Origin of the sequence: Amnibacterium setariae, from assembly GCF_003581425.1 — a bacterium.
In the GTDB taxonomy this organism is placed as follows: domain Bacteria; phylum Actinomycetota; class Actinomycetes; order Actinomycetales; family Microbacteriaceae; genus Amnibacterium; species Amnibacterium setariae.
Window position 1 is genome coordinate 186,362 of sequence record NZ_QXTG01000002.1, and the last position, 18,651, is coordinate 205,012.

Annotated in this window: 17 protein-coding genes; 16 read left to right on the top strand and 1 reads right to left on the bottom strand. The window is 73.9% G+C overall.

Going from position 1 to position 18,651, the window contains the following annotated elements; genetic code table 11:
- Positions 1 to 2 precede the first annotated feature (2 nt).
- The 15 genes from D1781_RS08855 to D1781_RS08925 all read left to right on the top strand — a co-directional run bounded on the left by D1781_RS08855 (position 3) and on the right by D1781_RS08925 (position 16,568).
- Entirely contained in the window at positions 3 to 1,265 is a 1,263-nt protein-coding gene (locus tag D1781_RS08855) for an FtsW/RodA/SpoVE family cell cycle protein (protein ID WP_119481971.1), read from the top strand.
- Entirely contained in the window at positions 1,262 to 2,353 is a 1,092-nt protein-coding gene (locus tag D1781_RS08860; protein WP_119481972.1) for a UDP-N-acetylglucosamine--N-acetylmuramyl-(pentapeptide) pyrophosphoryl-undecaprenol N-acetylglucosamine transferase, read from the top strand. Before D1781_RS08855 ends, D1781_RS08860 begins: the two co-directional genes overlap by 4 nt.
- Positions 2,350 to 3,756: a UDP-N-acetylmuramate--L-alanine ligase gene (gene murC / locus D1781_RS08865; protein WP_119481973.1), complete on the top strand. Its 1,407-nt coding sequence runs from the start codon at positions 2,350 to 2,352 to the stop codon at positions 3,754 to 3,756. The genes D1781_RS08860 and murC overlap by 4 nt, the downstream gene beginning before the upstream one ends.
- Positions 3,753 to 4,643, top strand: coding sequence for a cell division protein FtsQ/DivIB (locus tag D1781_RS08870; RefSeq protein ID WP_119481974.1), 891 nt, complete (start codon positions 3,753 to 3,755; stop codon positions 4,641 to 4,643). The genes murC and D1781_RS08870 overlap by 4 nt, the downstream gene beginning before the upstream one ends.
- Positions 4,644 to 4,793: 150 nt before the next feature.
- Positions 4,794 to 6,032, top strand: a complete 1,239-nt coding sequence (gene ftsZ / locus D1781_RS08875) for a cell division protein FtsZ (RefSeq protein WP_119483145.1) — start codon at positions 4,794 to 4,796, stop codon at positions 6,030 to 6,032.
- Between the two features lie 49 nt (positions 6,033 to 6,081).
- Positions 6,082 to 6,747, top strand: coding sequence for a YggS family pyridoxal phosphate-dependent enzyme (locus tag D1781_RS08880; RefSeq protein ID WP_119481975.1), 666 nt, complete (start codon positions 6,082 to 6,084; stop codon positions 6,745 to 6,747).
- 128 nt (positions 6,748 to 6,875) lie between these two features.
- Positions 6,876 to 7,319 (top strand): cell division protein SepF, encoded by a 444-nt coding sequence (locus D1781_RS08885; RefSeq protein ID WP_119481976.1) that lies wholly within the window; start codon positions 6,876 to 6,878, stop codon positions 7,317 to 7,319.
- Between the two features lie 69 nt (positions 7,320 to 7,388).
- The gene (locus tag D1781_RS08890; protein ID WP_119481977.1) at positions 7,389 to 7,691 is read left to right on the top strand and encodes a YggT family protein; all 303 of its coding nucleotides are present in this window, start codon (positions 7,389 to 7,391) and stop codon (positions 7,689 to 7,691) included.
- 161 nt (positions 7,692 to 7,852) lie between these two features.
- Positions 7,853 to 8,500: a DivIVA domain-containing protein gene (locus D1781_RS08895; RefSeq protein WP_119481978.1), complete on the top strand. Its 648-nt coding sequence runs from the start codon at positions 7,853 to 7,855 to the stop codon at positions 8,498 to 8,500.
- 28 nt (positions 8,501 to 8,528) lie between these two features.
- Complete coding sequence (gene lspA / locus D1781_RS08900; protein WP_233551207.1) at positions 8,529 to 9,077, top strand: signal peptidase II; 549 nt, start codon at positions 8,529 to 8,531, stop codon at positions 9,075 to 9,077.
- A gap of 1 nt (position 9,078) precedes the next feature.
- Positions 9,079 to 9,996, top strand: a complete 918-nt coding sequence (locus tag D1781_RS08905; RefSeq protein ID WP_119481979.1) for an RluA family pseudouridine synthase — start codon at positions 9,079 to 9,081, stop codon at positions 9,994 to 9,996.
- A gap of 100 nt (positions 9,997 to 10,096) precedes the next feature.
- Positions 10,097 to 13,606 carry a DNA polymerase III subunit alpha gene (gene dnaE, locus D1781_RS08910; RefSeq protein ID WP_119481980.1) on the top strand — a complete coding sequence of 1,170 codons (3,510 nt, stop codon included), beginning with the start codon at positions 10,097 to 10,099 and terminating at the stop codon, positions 13,604 to 13,606.
- 75 nt (positions 13,607 to 13,681) lie between these two features.
- On the top strand, positions 13,682 to 14,986 hold the full coding sequence (gene hisD, locus D1781_RS08915) for a histidinol dehydrogenase (RefSeq protein WP_407641663.1): 1,305 nt from the start codon (positions 13,682 to 13,684) through the stop codon (positions 14,984 to 14,986).
- A gap of 72 nt (positions 14,987 to 15,058) precedes the next feature.
- On the top strand, positions 15,059 to 15,532 hold the full coding sequence (gene nrdR / locus D1781_RS08920) for a transcriptional regulator NrdR (protein WP_119481982.1): 474 nt from the start codon (positions 15,059 to 15,061) through the stop codon (positions 15,530 to 15,532).
- A gap of 7 nt (positions 15,533 to 15,539) precedes the next feature.
- Complete coding sequence (locus tag D1781_RS08925; RefSeq protein WP_267899796.1) at positions 15,540 to 16,568, top strand: quinone-dependent dihydroorotate dehydrogenase; 1,029 nt, start codon at positions 15,540 to 15,542, stop codon at positions 16,566 to 16,568.
- A gap of 46 nt (positions 16,569 to 16,614) precedes the next feature.
- Here D1781_RS08925 and D1781_RS08930 read toward each other — a convergent pair whose 3' ends face one another.
- Positions 16,615 to 17,178, bottom strand: coding sequence for a DUF3043 domain-containing protein (locus D1781_RS08930; protein WP_119481983.1), 564 nt, complete (start codon positions 17,176 to 17,178; stop codon positions 16,615 to 16,617).
- Between the two features lie 35 nt (positions 17,179 to 17,213).
- On the opposite strand from D1781_RS08930, the gene D1781_RS08935 reads away from it, so the two are divergent.
- Positions 17,214 to 18,623 (top strand): M20/M25/M40 family metallo-hydrolase, encoded by a 1,410-nt coding sequence (locus D1781_RS08935; RefSeq protein ID WP_119481984.1) that lies wholly within the window; start codon positions 17,214 to 17,216, stop codon positions 18,621 to 18,623.
- The last annotated feature ends 28 nt before the right edge of the window (positions 18,624 to 18,651 follow it).

Consider the following 18,651-nt stretch of genomic DNA (forward strand, 5'->3'; position numbering starts at 1 on the left):
CGATGGACGGCGCCCCACCGACGACGCGGCTCGGCAACCCGGTCGTCCGCCTGCCGCTCCCGGCTCGGCCGGTCGTGCAGCGCATCGCGCTGCCGTCGCTCGAGGCGGTCGGCGGCCCGGACGCCCTCGCCCTCGGCGCGCTCACGCTGTTCCTCACCGGCTTCGGCCTGCTGATGGTGCTGTCGTCCTCGAGCGTGGAGGCCGGCGTCGCCGGGAACCCCTACGGCGACTTCGCGACGCAGGGCGTCGCCGCGTTCGTCGGGATCGGCGCGATGCTCGCGATCGCGACCCGCCTCCGCACGGCGCTGCTCGCCCGCGTCGCGCCGGTCGCGTTCCTCGGCGCGGTGCTGCTGCAGCTGCTGACCGCGCTCACGCCGCTCGGCACGAACATCGGCGGCAACCAGAACTGGATCCGGATCGCCGGGGTCAGCGTGCAGCCTTCCGAGTTCGTGAAGCTCGCGCTCGTGCTGGTGCTCGCCTCCTTCTTCTCCCGCCGCCCCGGCGAGCGGCTCGGCGTGAAGGGCGTGCTGCCGCCGACGGCCTTCACCGCGGTCGCGATCGGGGCGGTGTACCTCGGCCACGACCTCGGGACCTGCCTGATCCTCGCGCTGATCGGCTTCGGCGGCTTCCTGCTCGCGAACGTCCGGGTCCCGGTGCTGCTCGTGCTCGGGCTCGGCGCGGGCGTGCTGCTCTGGGTCTTCTCGCAGGCGAACGGGTCGCGCACCGACCGCCTCGCGGCGTGGAGCCAGGGGTGCACGGACCTGCTCGGCACCTGCTGGCAGACGACGCAGGCGCAGTGGGCGCTGGCGAACGGCGGCCTCACCGGCGTCGGCATCGGCAACTCGGTGTCGAAGTGGTTCTGGCTGCCCGAGGCCGACAACGACTTCATCGCCGCGGTGATCGGGGAGGAGACCGGGCTGGTCGGGCTCCTCGTGCTGCTCGGCTGCTTCGTCGCGATGGCGGTGGTGCTGCTGCGCATCGCGACCCGCACGCAGGACCGGTTCACCCGCGCCGCCGCCGGCATGACGCTCGCGTGGCTGGTCGGCCAGGCGTTCGCGAACATCGCGGTCGTCGTCGGCGTCGCGCCGGTCTTCGGCGTGCCGCTGCCCTTCGTCTCCGCGGGCGGCTCCTCGCTGATCGCGAACCTCGTGACCGTCGGCTGCATCATGGCGCTGGCCGACCGCCCGGTCGCCGTCGCGACCGCGGCCCCGATCGTGAGCGGCGACCACCCGTCGATGCGCGGCCGAGCGGCGGTCCTCCGATGACCCGCTGGCTGCTCGCCGGCGGCGGCACCGCCGGCCACGTGAACCCGCTCCTCGCCGTCGCCGACCGCCTGGTCGTCGAGGGCGACGAGGTCCTCGTCCTCGGCACCGAGGAGGGGCTCGAGTCGCGGCTCGTGCCCGAGCGCGGGTACGAGCTGCTCGTCATCCCGCGGGTCCCGTTCCCGCGGCGCCCGAACGGCGCCGCCCTCCGCTTCCCGCGCGCCGTCCTCGGCTCGATCGCGCTGACGGGCCGCTACCTCGCGGAGCGCGGGATCGACGGCGTGATCGGCTTCGGGGGCTACGCGGCCGCGCCCGCCTACCTCGCCGCCCGTCGCCTCGGCCTCCCGTTCGCGATCCACGAGCAGAACGCGAAGCCCGGGATGGCGAACCGGCTCGGCGCCAGGATGACCGGCGCCGTCGGCGTCACCTTCCCGGACACGCCCCTGCCGCACGCGACCCGGGTCGGGATGCCGCTCCGGCGCGAGATCGCCGACCTCGACCGGGCCCCCCTGCAGGCCGAGGCCCGACGGTTCCTCGGCTTCGACCCGGACCGGCCGGTCCTGCTCGTGACGGGCGGCTCGCTCGGCGCCCGGCGGCTGAACCGCGCCGCCGCGGGGAACGCGGCGGCCGTCACCGCGGCGGGCTGGCAGGTGCTGCACCTCGCCGGCGGCCGCAACGAGGAGCAGGACCCGGGCCTCGCCGGCTACCGGATGCTCGAGTACTGCGACCGGATGGACCTCGCCCTCGCCGCGGCGGAGCTCGCCGTGTCCCGCGCCGGCGCCTCCACGGTCAGCGAGCTCTCCGCGCTCGGGCTGCCCGCCGTCTACGTGCCCTACGCCGTCGGCAACGGCGAGCAGCGCTTCAACGCGGCCGGCGTCGTCGCGGCCGGGGGAGCGCTGCTCGAGGAGGACGCCGCCTTCACGCCCGAGCGGTTCGCCGCGGTCGTGCTGCCGCTGCTCGCGGACCGCGCGCGGCTCGCCGCGATGGCGGCCGCCGCGACCGGCGACGGCGTGCGCGACGGCGCCGAGCGCATGACGCGCCTGGCCCGCGCCGGGCTGGCCGGAGGCGGCCGCGTACCCTCGGGCGCATGACGATCAAGCCCGATCTCACCGTCCCGATCCCGGCCCGGCTCGACCGGGTGCACTTCGTCGGGGTCGGCGGATCCGGGATGAACGGGATCGCCAGGCTCTTCCTCGCGCGCGGCGCGACGGTGAGCGGCTCGGACCGCGCGCGGAACGCCTACACGGACGCGCTGCTCGACGCGGGTGCGACGATCACCATCGGCCACGCCGCGGACAACGTCGGCGACGTCGACGCGATCGTCGTGACGAGCGCCCTCTGGCCGGACAACCCGGAGCTGCTCGAGGCGCGCCGCCGCGGCGTCCCGGTGCTGCACCGGTCGCACGCGCTGAAGGCGCTGATCGGCGACGACCGCCTCGTCGCGGTCGCGGGCGCGCACGGGAAGACCACCACGACGGGCATGGTCGCCGTCGCGCTCGACGCGCTCGGCGCCGACCCCTCCTTCGTCGACGGCGGGACGATCAAGGACTTCGGCACCTCCTCGCGGCTCGGCGGAGGTGACGTGTTCGTGGTGGAGGCCGACGAGTCGGACGGCTCCTTCCTCCTCTACGACACCGCGGTCGCGCTCGTGCTCAACGTCGACGCCGACCACCTGGACCACTACGGCACCGAGGAGGCGTTCGACGACGCCTTCGTCGCCTTCGGCTCGCGGGCCGCGGAGCTGCTCGTCATCAACGCGGACGACGAGGGCGCCCGCCGCGTCCGGGCGCGCGTCGACGGGCCGCGGGTCCGCACCTACGGGGAGTCGGCCGACGCCGACGTGCGGGTGACCGGGATCACGACCGACGGGCCCGCCGCCGGGGTGCTCACGGCGGACGGCGAGCAGGTCGCGATCCGCCTCCGGGTGCCGGGGCGTCACAACGTGCTGAACGCGGCCGGCGCGGTCGCGGTGCTGCTCGGGCTCGGCTTCGGCCCGCAGGAGGCTGCGGACGCCGTCGCGCGCTTCGGGGGCACCGGCCGCCGCTTCGACCTGCAGGCGCGGGTCGACGGGATCAGCGTCTACGACGACTACGCCCACCTGCCCGCGGAGGTCGACGCCGCGCTGTCCGCGGCGCGGACCGTCGTCGGCGAGGGGCGCATCATCGCGGTGCACCAGCCGCACCTCTACTCCCGCACGCAGGCCATGGCCGGCCGCTTCGCCGAGGTGCTCGAGCGGACCGCGGACCACACCGTGGTGCTCGACGTCGACGGCGCGCGGGAGGACCCGGTGCCGGGCGTCACGGGCGAGCTCGTCGTGGAGCGCTTCCGGGACCCGGCGCACGTCGACTACGCGCCCGACTGGGCGGAGGCCGCCGACCTCGTCGCCCGCCTCGCGCGCCCCGGCGACTTCGTGATCACCCTCGGCTGCGGCTCCGTCTACCGGATCGTGCCGCAGCTGCTCGCCGCCCTCGGCGACCGGGCGCCGGCGCGGTGACGCGCCCTCCGGCGCCGGACGCCGGTCTGCGCACCCTCCGCGCGCCCGCCCCGCCGCTGCCGCAGGCCGCGCCGCGGGACCCGGGCGCGGGGACGGACGCGGATCCGGCGCGGCCGATCGCCTCCCGCCGGCACGACCGGGCCGCGGTACGGCGGGCCGTGCAGGCGCGGCGACGCCTCGAGGCGGGGGAGCGGCGCCGCGCGCGGGACGTGCCGCGGACGCGGCTGCTCGCCGTCGGCGCCGCGGCGGTGCTCGCGCTGCTGGTCGGCCTGCCCCTCCTGCTCGCCTTCGGCCCGGCGTTCCCGGTCCGCACGATCGCGGTCTCCGGCGCCTCCGCACCGCTCGCCGCCGAGGTCCGTGACGCGCTGCGCGGCGAGCTCGGACGGCCCGTCGCGCTCGTCGCCGACCGCGACGTCGCCCGCGCCCTGCGCGCGGTCCCTGGGGTCGAGCGGTTCAGCGTCGTGCGCCGGCCGCCGAGCACGCTCGAGGTCGCCGTCGTGCCCCGCACGCCCGTGGTGCAGGAGCGGACCGACGCCGGCTGGGCGAGGCTGGACGCGGCCCGTGTGACCGTCTCCACCTCGGCCGCGCCGGCCGGGGACCTGCCCGTGGTCGCCGTGCCCCGCGGCGCCGTCCGGCCCGCGCAGGCGTTCGCCGCCGCGGTGTCCGCGGTCCAGGCGCTGCGGGGGAGCGACGCCGTGCCGTCCGCCGTCCGCGCCTCCTCGCCCGACGACGTCGTGCTCACCCTCCGCGACGGGCGACGGGTGCAGTGGGGCGGCGCGGAGGACGGCGCCGCGAAGGCCGAGGCGCTGCGCGCCGCGCTCGTCCGCGCGGCGAAGGGCGTGACGGAGATCGACGTCTCCTCGCCCGGCGTGGTCCTCACCCGCTGACCGCGGCGTCGGCGCGCTCCCGGCGCGTCGAGCGGCCGCCGCGCGCCGCCGCGCCTACCGTCGTCGGAACAGAAACCCCTGGTGAGCAGGAGTTTCACCTTCAACCTGAGGTTGAAGCAGACCCAGCGCATCACCACCCGGAAGGCCCTCGTGACGTCGAACCAGAACTACCTCGCGGTCATCAAGGTCGTCGGCGTCGGCGGCGGCGGCGTGAACGCCGTGAACCGCATGATCGAGCTCGGGCTGCGCGGCGTCGAGTTCGTCGCGATCAACACCGACGCGCAGGCGCTGCTCCTCTCCGACGCGGACGTCAAGCTCGACGTCGGCCGCGAGCTGACCCGCGGCCTCGGCGCGGGCGCCGACCCCGAGGTCGGCCGCCGCGCCGCCGAGGACCACGCGGAGGAGATCGAGGAGGCCCTCGCGGGCGCCGACATGGTCTTCGTCACCGCGGGCGAGGGCGGCGGCACCGGGACCGGCGGCGCCCCCGTCGTCGCCCGCATCGCGAAGTCGATCGGCGCGCTGACCATCGGCGTCGTGACGAAGCCGTTCGCGTTCGAGGGCAAGCGCCGCCTGCAGCAGGCGGAGCGCGGCGTCCAGTCGCTCGCGAACGAGGTCGACACCCTCATCGTCGTGCCGAACGACCGGCTGCTCGAGATCAGCGACCGGGGCATCTCGATCGTCGAGGCCTTCGCCACCGCGGACCAGGTGCTCCTCGCGGGCGTCCAGGGCATCACGGACCTCATCACGACGCCCGGCCTCATCAACCTCGACTTCGCCGACGTGAAGAGCGTCATGCAGGGCGCGGGCAGCGCGCTGATGGGCATCGGCTCGGCCAGGGGAGCGGACCGCGCGATCAAGGCCGCGGAGCTCGCGGTGGCGTCGCCGCTGCTCGAGGCGTCCATCGACGGCGCGCACGGCGTGCTGCTGTCGATCCAGGGCGGCTCCAACCTCGGGATCCTCGAGATCAACGACGCGGCCCGGCTGGTGCAGGAGGCGGTGCACCCGGAGGCGAACATCATCTTCGGCGCGGTCATCGACGACACCCTCGGCGACGAGGTGCGCGTGACCGTGATCGCGGCCGGCTTCGACGGGGAGAACTTCCGCGAGAAGCGGGACGCGCGCCGCAGCAACTTCGTGGACGCGCCGGGCCCGTCGGCCGGCGCGATCGCGACCGGCGCGGCCGCGGCCGCCTCGGGCGCGCACGCGGCGGCGGCCTCCTCGCCCGCGACGACGCCGACCGCGACGCAGAAGCCGGCGGCCGACCACAACACGACCGGCTCGCACGAGTGGCAGCTCGTGGCGGACTCCACGACGCTGACGCAGACGAGCGACCTCAGCTACGGCGACGACGAGGACGACGACCTCGACATCCCGGAGTTCCTCCGCTGATCCCCGGCGCGGGTACCGGGGCGCCGCGCACCGACTACCGTCGTTCCCCGTGCCCGCCCCGCTCGCCGACCGCCTCGCGGCGGTGCAGGAGCAGGTCGCCGCAGCGGCGCGCTCGGCCGGCCGGGATCCCGCGGACGTCACGACGGTCGTGGTGACCAAGTTCCAGCCGCTCGCGCTGATCGAGGAGCTGCACGCCCTGGGCGTGCGCGACTTCGGCGAGAGCCGGCACCCGGAGGCGCGGGACAAGGCGGCAGCGCTGCCGGACGCGACCTGGCACTTCATCGGGCAGCTGCAGACGAACAAGGCGCGCCAGGTCGCGCGCTACGCGGACGTCGTCCACTCGGTTGACCGGCCGGAGCTCGTGGACGCGCTCGCGGGCCGGGAGCTCGACGTGCTGCTCCAGGTGGACCTGGGCGTGGGGGAGGCGGGCGGCCGTGGCGGCGCGCGCCCCGGCGCGGTCCCGGCGCTCGCGGAGCGGGTGCTCGAGGCGGAGGGGCTCCGGCTGCGGGGCGTGATGACGGTCGCGCCGATCGAGGTGCCGGCGGCGACCGCGTTCGCCGCGCTGGCGCTCGTGGCGGAGCGCGTCCGGGCGGTCGAGCCCGCCGCGACGTGGGTCTCGGCGGGCATGTCGGGCGACTTCGCGGAGGCCGTCGCGGCCGGCGCGACGCACCTCCGCATCGGCAGCGCCATCACCGGTCCGCGCCCGAGCGCCTGAGCCCCCGGACTGGGGCCGGGCGACACACCGGAAGTCGGCTGGGAGCCGGGCGCCGGGGAATCACATCGCGGTAATCTCGGGCCCGGGCGGCACCGCGGGGGGTGTGTGCGCAGCCCGTGGAGGACTCCATGTCGAATCCCATCCGGAAGTCGATGGTGTGGCTCGGCCTCGCGGACGACCAGTACGAGTACGCGGAGCCGGTCGAGCCGGTCGCGCCGCTCATCCAGCCGGTGGTCACGCGGGCACAGGTCACGCCGCTGCCGCGTCGTGCGCAGAGGACGGCGGCGCCCGAGATGAACGAGATCCTGACCGTGCACCCGCGGCAGTACCGCGACGCGCAGCAGATCGCGGAGCACTTCCGCGAGGGCACGCCGGTCATCATCAACCTCACGCAGATGACGGAGGCGGAGGCGCGGCGCCTCGTCGACTTCGCGTCCGGCCTCTCGACCGGCCTCCGCGGCCGCATCGAGCGCGTGACGAGCAAGGTGTTCCTGCTGTCGCCCGAGCACATCACCGTGTCGGGCGAGGAGCCGGGCGCGGAGTCGGACCTCGACGCCACCTTCACGGGCTGATCCCGGGCGCCCCCGCGCAGGCGGCGGGCGCCCGCCCGGGATACTGGAGCACGTGGAGGACGACGGACGATGAGCCCGATCGCACTGGTCGGCGCCGTCGCCTACGTCGTCCTGCTCGTCTACTTCTTCGCGCTGTGGGCGCGGTTCATCCTCGACCTCGTGCAGGCCTTCAGCGAGGGCTGGCGGCCGCACGGCGTCGTGCTGGTGCTCGCGGAGGCGGCCTACACGGCCACCGACCCGCCCATCAAGGCGGTCCGGCGCGTGCTGCCGCCCCTGCGAATCGGGCAGTTCGCGCTCGACTTCGGCTTCACCGTCGTGATGTTCGGCGTGATCGTCCTGATGTACCTGGCGATCGCCGTGCAGGGCGTCTGACGCGCGTCCCGCACGCCCGATCGAGGCGTCCATAGCACGCCGGAGCGCGACACGCGGAGCGGGCGCGCACCCCCGGAAACGGGGTGTCCGGGGCGCGATCCGCGCTAGCCTGTCCCAGCATTCCGCACAGCAGCCCCGCAGAGAACCATGAAGGTGGGACCATGGCCCTCACGCCTGAAGACGTCGTCAACAAGCGATTCCAGCCGACGAAGTTCCGGGAGGGCTACGACCAGGACGAGGTCGACGACTTCCTGGACGAGGTCGTCGTCGAGCTCCGCCGCCTCGGCCAGGAGAACGAGGACCTGCGCCAGCGCCTGATCGCGAGCGAGTCCCGGATCGCGGAGCTGCAGCGCTCCTCCGTGCCGGCGACCGGCGAGCAGGCCGCGCAGGCGCCCGTCCAGCAGCTCAGCTACCCGACGGCGCAGACCGAGGTCGGCTCGGTCGACCCGTCGAACACGAACAACCTCCTGCAGCTCGCGCGCCGTCTCCACGAGGAGCACGTCCGCGAGGGCGTCGAGAAGCGCGACGCCCTGATCGCGGAGGGCCACGCGACGGCCGCCCGCGTGGTCGCCGAGGCCGAGTCGAAGCAGCGCGCCCAGATCGGCTCGCTCGAGCAGGAGCGCTCGCTCCTCGAGCACCGCATCGACGAGCTCCGCGCCTTCGAGCGCGAGTACCGCCAGAAGCTGAAGGGCCACCTCGACGGCCTGCTCCGCGAGCTCGACGCCTCGAACGTCGTGACCGGCTCGTCCTCCTACGGCAGCGTCGGCGTGCCGACGCCCTCGGGCTTCCAGGGCTTCGGTGCCAACTGATCCGAACGGACCCGACGGGGCGTCGCCGGTGACGGCGGCGCCCCGTTCCGCGTCCGCGCCCTCCCGACGCCCGCGGCCGATCGTCCTGGTCCTGCTCGTCGGCATCGCCGCCGTCGTGGCGACGGCCGACCAGGTCGTCAAGGCCCGGGTGGTCGCCGCGCTGCCGGAGGACGTGCCGATCCACGTCATCGGCGACCTGCTGATCTTCCGCCGCGTCGCGAACCCCGGCGCCGCCTTCTCGCTCGCGACCGGCGCGACGTGGATCTTCTCGATCATCGCCGTCGCGGTGGTCGTGTTCCTCGTCTGGTTCGCGCGCCGTATCCGCTCCGTCGCCTGGGGCGTCCTGTTCGGGCTGCTGCTCGGCGGCACGCTCGGGAACCTGATCGACCGGCTGACCCGGCCGCCCGGGTTCGGCGTCGGCCACGTCGTCGACTTCATCCTCGTGCCGTGGCTGCTGCCCGCGATCTTCAACCTCGCCGACACGGCCATCGTCACCTCGATGTGCCTGTTCGTCCTGCTGACGCTGCTCGGCAGGGGCATCGACGGGAGCCGGAGGACCGGGAAGGCGGCGGACTGACGTGCCGGAGCGCCTCCTGCCCGTGCCCGACGGCCTCGTCGGCGAGCGCGTCGACGCCGCCCTCGCGAAGCTCCTCGGCCTCTCCCGCACCCGTGCCGCGGCGATCGCGGACGAGGGCGGGGTGGAGGTCGACTTCCGCACGGCCGGCCGCTCGGACCGGCTGCCCGCCGGAGCGCTGCTCGCGGTCCGCTGGGAGGACGCGACGCCCGTCGTCGTCGAGCCGATCGCGGTGCCCGGCCTCGGCGTCGTCTTCGAGGACGACGACCTCATCGTGGTGGACAAGCCCGCCGGGGTCGCGGCGCACCCGTCGCCCGGCTGGCTCGGGCCGACCGTCGTCGGCGGGCTGGCCGCGGCGGGCGTCCGCGTCAGCACCTCGGGCGCCGCGGAGCGGGCAGGGATCGTGCACCGCCTCGACGCGGGCACGAGCGGCCTGATGGTGGTGGCGAAGAGCGAGCCGGCGTACACCGCGCTGAAGCGCGCCTTCAAGGAGCGGACGGTCGACAAGGTCTACCTGGCGCTGGCCCAGGGCCACCCGGACCCGACCTCGGGCACGATCGACGCGCCGATCGGCCGGCATCCGAAGGCGGAGTACCGGTTCGCGGTCGTCACCGACGGCCGCCCCTCCGTCACCCACTACGACACGCTCGAGGCGTTCCGGGCGGCGACGCTGCTCGAGGTCCACCTCGAAACGGGCCGGACGCACCAGATCCGCGTCCACTTCGCCCACCTCCGGCACCCGCTCGTCGGCGACACGATGTACGGCGCCGACCCCGTGCTCGCGGAGCGCCTGGGCGTCGACCGCCAGTGGCTCCACGCCGCGCGCCTCGGGTTCGCGCACCCGGGAACGGGGGAGCACGTGGAGTTCGAGAGCCCGCTGCCGGACGACCTGCGGCACGCGCTCGACCTGCTCGACCAGTAGCCGGGAGAACCCCTGGTCGGCCGGTGGTATCACCGGCGGAATCGCGTCGCGATCAGGCGGCTCTGCCACTGTCCGAGGCCCCCGCTAGCGTGCTCCCACCATGGGTGCCTCCGACAGCTTCGTCCACCTCCACGTGCACTCCGAGTACTCGATGCTCGACGGTGCCGCCCGCCTCGGCGACATGCTGGGCGAGGCCGCCAAGCAGGGCATGCCGGCGATCGCGATCACCGACCACGGCAACACCTTCGGCGCGTTCGACTTCTGGAAGCAGTCCCAGCAGCACGGCGTGAAGGCCATCATCGGCACCGAGGCCTACCTCACCCCCGGCACGCACCGCGGCGACAAGACGCGCGTGCGGTGGGGCGACGGCGGCGGCGACGACGTGTCGGGCTCCGGCGCGTACACGCACATGACGCTGCTCGCGGAGAGCACGACCGGCCTGCACAACCTGTTCAAGCTGTCGTCGCGGGCGTCGATCGAGGGCTACTACTTCAAGCCCCGCATGGACCGCGAGCTGCTCCACGAGCACCACGAGGGCCTCATCGCGACCACGGGCTGCCCCGGCGGCGAGGTGCAGACCCGGCTCCGCCTGGGGCAGTGGGACGAGGCCGTCAAGGCCGCCGCGGAGTTCCGCGACATCTTCGGCCGGGACAACTTCTTCGTCGAGCTGATGGACCACGGCATCTCGGTCGAGCGCCGCGTGCAGCAGGACCTGCTCCGCCTCGCGAAGGAGCTGTCGCTGCCGATCGTCGCGACGAACGACCTGCACTACACGCACGCGGAGGACGCGAAGAGCCACGCGGCGCTGCTCTGCGTCCAGTCCGGCTCGACGCTGGACGACCCGAACCGCTTCAAGTTCGACGGCGACGAGTACTACCTGAAGACGGCGGCGGAGATGCGGCACATCTTCCGCGACCTGCCCGAGGCGTGCGACAACACGCTCGTCATCGCCGAGCGCTGCGAGATCGAGTTCGACACCAGCGCGAACTACATGCCCCGCTTCCCGGTGCCGGAGGGGGAGACCGAGGACTCCTGGTTCGTCAAGGAGGTCGACCGCGGCCTCGAGGTCCGCTACCCGGACGGCGTGCCGGACGCGGTGCGCAAGCAGGCCGAGTACGAGAAGTCCGTCATCCTGCAGATGGGCTTCCCCGGCTACTTCCTCGTCGTCGCCGACTTCATCAACTGGTCGAAGAACCACGGCATCCGCGTCGGCCCGGGCCGCGGCTCGGGCGCCGGGTCGATGGCCGCCTACGCGATGCGCATCACAGACCTCGACCCGCTGCAGCACGGGCTGATCTTCGAGCGCTTCCTCAACCCCGACCGCGTCTCGATGCCGGACTTCGACGTGGACTTCGACGAGCGCCGGCGCGACGAGGTGCTCCGCTACGTCACCGACAAGTACGGCGACGACCGGGTCAGCCAGATCGTCACCTACGGGACGATCAAGGCGAAGCAGGCCCTGAAGGACTCCGGTCGCGTGCTCGGCTTCCCCTTCGGGATGGGGGAGAAGCTCACCAAGGCGATGCCGCCCGCGATCATGGGCAAGGACATCTCGCTGTCCGGGATCTTCGACCCGAAGGACAAGCGCTACAAGGAGGCCGGCGACATCCGGGCCGTCATCGAGATGGACCCGGAGGCGAAGACCGTCTTCGACACCGCGCTCGGGCTCGAGGGGCTGAAGCGGCAGTGGGGCGTCCACGCCTGCGGCGTGATCATGTCGAGCGTCCCGCTCACCGATGTGATCCCGATCCAGCGCCGCGAGCAGGACGGCCAGATCGTCACCCAGTTCGACTACCCGGCCTGCGAGGCGCTCGGTCTGATCAAGATGGACTTCCTGGGCCTCAGGAACCTGACGATCATCGAGGACGCGCTCGACAACATCCAGGCGAACCGCGGCCACCGCCCGGTGCTCGAGGACCTGCCGCTCACCGACGAGCTGACCTACAAGCTCCTCGCCGCGGGCGACACCCTCGGGGTGTTCCAGTTCGACGGCGGCCCGATGCGGTCCCTGCTGCGGCTGATGAAGCCCGACAACTTCGAGGACATCTCCGCGGTCGGCGCGCTCTACCGGCCCGGCCCGATGGGGGCGAACTCGCACACGAACTACGCGCTGCGGAAGAACGGGCTGCAGGAGATCGTCCCGATCCACCCGGAGCTCGCGGAGCCGCTGAAGGACGTGCTCGGCACCACGTTCGGCCTGATCGTCTACCAGGAGCAGGTCATGGCGATCGCGCAGAAGCTCGCCGGCTTCTCGCTCGGCCAGGCCGACATCCTCCGCCGCGCGATGGGCAAGAAGAAGAAGGCGGAGCTGGACAAGCAGTTCGCCGGCTTCAAGGCGGGCATGAACGAGCGCGGCTACTCCGACGAGGCCGTGAACACGCTCTGGGACATCCTGCTGCCGTTCTCGGACTACGCGTTCAACAAGGCCCACTCGGCGGCGTACGGCGTCCTGTCCTACTGGACCGCGTACCTGAAGGCGCACTACCCGGCCGAGTACATGGCCGCCCTGCTGACCTCGGTCGGCGACGCCCGCGACAAGCTCGCGGTCTACCTGAACGAGTGCCGCCGGATGAAGATCCGGGTCCTGCCGCCCGACGTGAACGAGTCGATCGGCTTCTTCGCCGCCGTCGGCGAGGACATCCGCTTCGGCATGGGCGCGATCCGCAACGTCGGGTCGAACGTCGTCGAGCAGATCATCGCCGCGCGCGACGAGAAGGGCCGCTTCACCTCCTTCCACGACTTCCTGCGCAAGGTGCCGCTCGGCGTCGCGAACAAGCGCACGGTCGAGTCGCTGATCAAGGCCGGCGCGTTCGACTCGTCGGGCGCGACCCGCCGTACGCTGCTCGAGATCCACGAGGGCGCGGTCGACGCGGTCGTGAAGGACAAGCGGATGGAGGCGAACGGCGACTTCGGCTTCGACTTCGACAGCCTGTTCGACGAGCCGCAGCAGGCGACCCACGTGCCGCACAAGCCGGAGTGGTCGAAGAAGCAGAAGCTCGCGTTCGAGCGGGAGATGCTCGGCCTCTACGTCTCCGACCACCCGCTCGCCGGGCTGGAGGCGGTGCTCGCGAAGCACGCCTCCACCTCGATCGGCGACCTCCTCGCGCTCGAGACGCCGCCCGACGGCGAGCAGGTGACGCTCGCGGGCCTCGTGACCGAGGTGCAGCACCGCGTCGCCCGCAACTCCGGCAACCAGTACGGGATCGTCCAGATCGAGGACTTCGGCGGCACGGTCAGCGTCATGTTCCTCGGGAAGGCGTACCAGGAGTTCGCCCCGGCGCTCGTCGCCGACAGCGTCGTCGTGGTGCGCGGGCGCGTGTCCGCGCGCGACGACGGCATGAACATCCACGCGAACAGCCTGTTCCTGCCGGACCTCGGCTCCAGCGGGGGCGGCGGACCGGTCATGATCACGCTGCCGGACGTCCGGGCGACGACGGCGACCGTCAAGTCGCTCGGCGACGTTCTGATCCGCAACTCTGGCGACACCGAGGTGCGGCTCCGCCTCACCCGGGGCGACACGGCGCGCGTGTTCGAGATCCCGTACCCGGTGTCCGTCACCGCGGACCTCTACGGCGAGCTGAAGAGCCTCCTCGGCCCCGCCTGCATCTGATTCCGTTTTGAAGGAGTTCCTGCGCGTTCCGCTCGGGAACTCCTTCAAAACGGAATGCCCGTAGGCTTCTGGACCGTGCTGCGGACCATCGATCTCCGGGGGAGCGCGCTCGACGCGGAGGCCGTGCGCCGCGCGCTGCCGCGGCCCGAGCAGGACCCCGCGACCGTGCAGGGCGACGTGCTCGCGCTGATCGAGGACGTCCGCGTCCGCGGCGAGCAGGCGCTGCTCGATCAGGCGGACCGGTTCGACGGGGGCCGTCCGCCGGCCGTGCGGGTGCCGGTCGAGGAGATCGTCGCCGCCGAGCAGGGGCTGCCCGACGACATCCGGGCCGCGCTCGAGATCACCTCCGAACGGGTTCGCCGAGCCAGCACGGCGCAGCTCTCGCAGCCGGTCACGACGGAGCTCGGCGAGGGCGCCCGCGTCCAGCAGCGCTGGCTGCCCGTCCGCCGCGTCGGGCTGTACGTGCCCGGCGGCCGCGCCGTCTACCCGTCGAGCGTCGTCATGAACGTCGTGCCCGCGCAGGTCGCGGGCGTGCGCGGCATCGCGATCGCGACGCCCGCCCAGCGCGCCTTCGGCGGGCGGGCCCACCCCGTGATCCTCGGCGCGGCCGGGCTGCTCGGCGTGCACGAGGTGTACGTCATGGGCGGCGCGGGGGCGATCGGCGCCTTCGCGCACGGCGTGCCCGCCGTCGGGCTCGACCCCGTCGACGTGGTGACCGGGCCGGGCAACGTGTTCGTCGCCGCGGCGAAGCGCGCCGTCGCCGGGCTGGTCGGCATCGACTCGGAGGCCGGCCCCACGGAGATCCTCGTGATCGCCGACGGCGCCGCCGACCCGGAGCTCGTCGCGGCCGACCTCGTCAGCCAGGCCGAGCACGACGTGCTCGCCGCGGCGGTCCTCGTCACCGACTCCGCCGCCCTCGCCGAGGCGGTCGACGCCGCGGTCGAGCGCCGCGCCGCCGCGACCTTCCACGCGGAGCGCGTCCGCACCTCGCTCACGGCGCGGCAGTCCGGCATCGTCCTCGTCGACGACGCCCGCGCCGCCGTCGTGGTGAGCAACGCCTACGCGCCCGAGCACCTCGAGGTTCAGACCGCCGACCCGTGGCCGCTCGTGGCCGACCTCACGGAGGCGGGCGCGGTCTTCGTCGGCCCCGGCTCGCCGGTGAGCCTCGGCGACTACGCGGCCGGCTCGAACCACGTGCTCCCCACGGGCGGCACCGCGCGCTTCGCCGCGGGCCTCTCGGTGCGCCCGTTCCTCCGCCAGCAGCAGGTCGTGGACTACTCGCTCGACGCGCTGCGGGAGGCCCGGCCGGTCGTGCGCGCCCTCGCGGACGCCGAGGGCCTGCCCGCCCACGGCGACGCCGTGGACGCCCGCTTCTCCTGACCGCAGGGCCTGATCAGGCCTGAATCACACCGCTGTCGTTCTTCTCGGCGCGCGGGTAGGATCATCGCCGAGATGCACTGCCCCTTCTGCCGCAACCCGGACACCAGGGTCGTCGACTCCCGAGTCAGCGACGACGGCCTGGCGATCCGCCGACGCCGGCAGTGCCCGAACTGCGGTCGCCGGTTCTCGACCACCGAGACCGCGAGCCTCTCCGTGATCAAGCGGAACGGGGTGCTCGAGCCGTTCAGCCGCGACAAGGTCGTCGCCGGCGTGCGCAAGGCCTGCCAGGGCCGCCCCGTCACCGACTCGGACCTCGCGCTGCTCGCGCAGCGGGTCGAGGAGACGATCCGGGCGACCGGGGCCAGCCAGGTCGAGGCGAACGACATCGGCCTCGCGGTGCTGCCGCCGCTGCGCGAGCTCGACGAGGTCGCCTACCTGCGCTTCGCGAGCGTCTACCAGGGCTTCACGTCGCTCGACGACTTCGAGGCGGCCATCACGCTGCTCCGCGTCGAGAACTCGTCCTCCTCCCCGTCGACCGGCGCCTGACGGCCGCGTGGACCTCGTCGAGCGGGCGTACCGCGCCCTCTTCCGGACCGTGCTCGTCCGGATGCCGCCGGAGACGGCGCACCACGCCGCGATGCTCGTGATCCGGGCGCTCGGCGCGACGCCCGCCGTCGCGCCCGCGGTGCGGGCCATCACCACGCGCCGCGGCAGGCGGACGACGGCGATGGGGCTCGAGCTCCCGACGCCCTTCGGGCTCGCGGCGGGCTTCGACAAGAACGCCGTCGGGCTGCGCGGGCTCGGCGCGCTCGGCTTCGGCCACGTGGAGATCGGCACGGTCACCGCGAAGGCCCAGCCCGGCAACCCGCGGCCGCGCCTGTTCCGGCTGCCGGCCGACGGCGCGCTGATCAACCGCATGGGCTTCAACAACGACGGCGCCGAGGTCGTCGCGGCGCGGCTCGCGCGGCTCCGCCGCCGGGGCGGCCTACCCGTCGTCGGGGTCAACATCGGCAAGAGCCGGGTGACGGCGGTCGAGGACGCGGCCGACGACTACCGGACGAGCGCGCGCCTCCTCGCGCCGGTCGCCGACTACATCGTCGTGAACGTGTCCTCGCCGAACACGCCCGGCCTCCGCGGCCTGCAGGAGCTCGACCTGCTCGAGCCCCTCCTCGCCGCGGTCCTCGCGGAGAGCGGCGGCACGCCCCTGCTCGTCAAGATCGCACCGGACCTCGAGGACGACGCGGTGCGCCACATCGGCGCCCTCGCCGACCGGCTGGGGCTCGCGGGCGTGGTCGCCACGAACACGACGATCCGCCGCGACGGCCTCCGGACGCCTGCCGACCGGGTCGAGGCCATGGGCGCGGGCGGCCTGTCCGGCCCGCCCGTGGCGGCGCGGTCGCTCGAGGTGCTCCGCCTGCTGCGCGAGACGCTGCCGCCCACCGCGACGGTCATCAGCGTCGGCGGCGTCATGACCGCGGCGGACGTCCGCGAGCGGCTCGCCGCGGGCGCCGACCTCGTGCAGGGCTACACCGGGTTCCTCTACCGGGGACCCGGCTGGGCCGCCTCGCTCGCCCGCGTCTGAACCGGCCCGGGCCGGTTCAGGGCCGGCTCAGAGATGCTTCAGCGGCTCAGGGCTCGACGCGGGTGCCGCGCTTGACCAGCGGCTTCGGCACGCGGAGGCCGCGGAACTGCGCGGCCCGCATGATGACGTAGAAGTTGAGCCCGCGCTCGACGTTGCCGGAGCCGCCGAGCTTGCGCGCCAGCCGGCGCCGGATCATCGCGGCGCGGATCAGGCCGTCGACGATCGTGAGCGCCAGGTAGCCGTAGAGGGGCAGGAAGAGCCACGACGCCGTCGGCACGAGGATCGTCGCGATGAAGAAGAGCACGAAGACCGGGATCAGGAACTCGCCGACGGTCCACTGCGAGTCCACGAAGTCGCGGGCGAAGCGGCGCTGCGGGCCCTTGTCCCGGGCGGGGAGGTAGCGCTCCTCGCCGTTGGCCATGCCGACGCGGGCGCGCTCGCGCGCCTCGGCCTCGCGGCCCCGCGACGCACGTCGCGCGGCCTTCCGGTCCGCGACGACGATGGGTCGCCGGTTCGCGGCCTCCCGCTCCCGGCGGGACGGGGTCGCGCGGCCCTTGCCGCCTGCGAACAGGTCCTGCTCGGGAGGCTGCTCCACCGTCCGCTTGGCCATGGGGTCCTCCTCGATCGCCTCCTAAGGTTACCGGCATGCCCATCGAACCCGCGGAGCAGCCCGTGATCGATGCCGTGGCGGAGGGGTTCCCCGCCGCCGTCGGCGCGCTCGGCCGGCTCGTGCGCATCCCGTCCGTCGCGTTCCCCGGGTTCCCGCGCGAGCCGCTTCAGGCGAGCGCCGAGGCCGTGGCACAGCTGCTCCGCGACACGGGCGCCTTCACGGCGGTCGAGGTCGCGAGCGCCGAGTACGCCACGGACGAGGGCACGGCGACCGGGTCGCCCGCCGTGATCGCGCGCCGGCCCGCCGCCCCAGGCCGCCCGACCGTGCTGCTCTACGCGCACCACGACGTGCAGCCGGCGGGTCGCGAGGAGCTGTGGAGTACGCCGCCGTTCGAGCCGACGCTCGTGGGGGAGCGGCTCTTCGGCCGCGGCGCGTCCGACGACAAGGCCGGCGTCGTCACCCACGTCGCCGCGATCACGGCGGCGCTGCAGGCGCTCGGCGACGACCTCGGGGTCGGCATCGCCGTGTTCGTCGAGGGGGAGGAGGAGGCCGGATCCCGTTCGTTCGACGACTTCCTCGCGGCGCACCACGACGTGCTGGCCGCCGACGTGATCGTCGTCGCGGACTCGGACAACGTGAGCACGACCGTCCCCGCGCTGACGTCGTCGCTCCGCGGCAACGCGACCGCGACCCTGGAGATCGCGACGCTCGACCACGCGAGCCACTCCGGCATGTACGGCGGCGCCGCGCCCGACGCCGTCCTCGCGGCGATCCGGCTGCTCGACACGCTCTGGGACGAGGACGGCGCGGTCGCCGTCGCGGGGCTGCTGCAGGCCGCGCCGCCCGAGGGCGGCCCCGCCGGCCCGTCGCTCGAGGACCTGGCCGTCGACGCCGCGCTCCTGCCCGGCGTCACGCCCATCGGCCGCGGCACGGTGGCGGACCGGCTCTGGTACGGCCCCTCCATCACCGTCACAGGCATCGACGTGACCGACGTGCTGAACGCCTCCAACACGCTGCTGCCGTCGGTCCGGGCGCGGATCAGCTGCCGGATCGCCCCCGGTCAGGCCGCGGCCGAGGCGTTCGCCGCGATCGAGCGGCACCTGCGGGACCACCTGCCGTTCGGCGCGCACCTCACGATCGCCGACGTCGACCTGGGGGAGCCGTTCCTCGTCGACCAGAGCGGCTGGGCCGCGGCCGCTGCGCGCTCGGCCCTCGCCGACGGGTGGGGCGCGGAGCCCGAGCTGACCGGCATCGGCGGGTCGATCCCCTTCATCAGCACGCTGACGGAGCGGTTCCCCGGGGCGCAGATCCTGATCACCGGCGTCGAGGACCCCGACACCCGCGCGCACTCGCCGAACGAGTCCCAGGACCTGGGCGTGCTGCGAAGGTCGATCACGGCCGAGGCGCTGCTGCTCGCGCGGCTCTCCCGACGCTCGGACCGATGACCGCGGCGGACGCGCGATCGAAGGACGA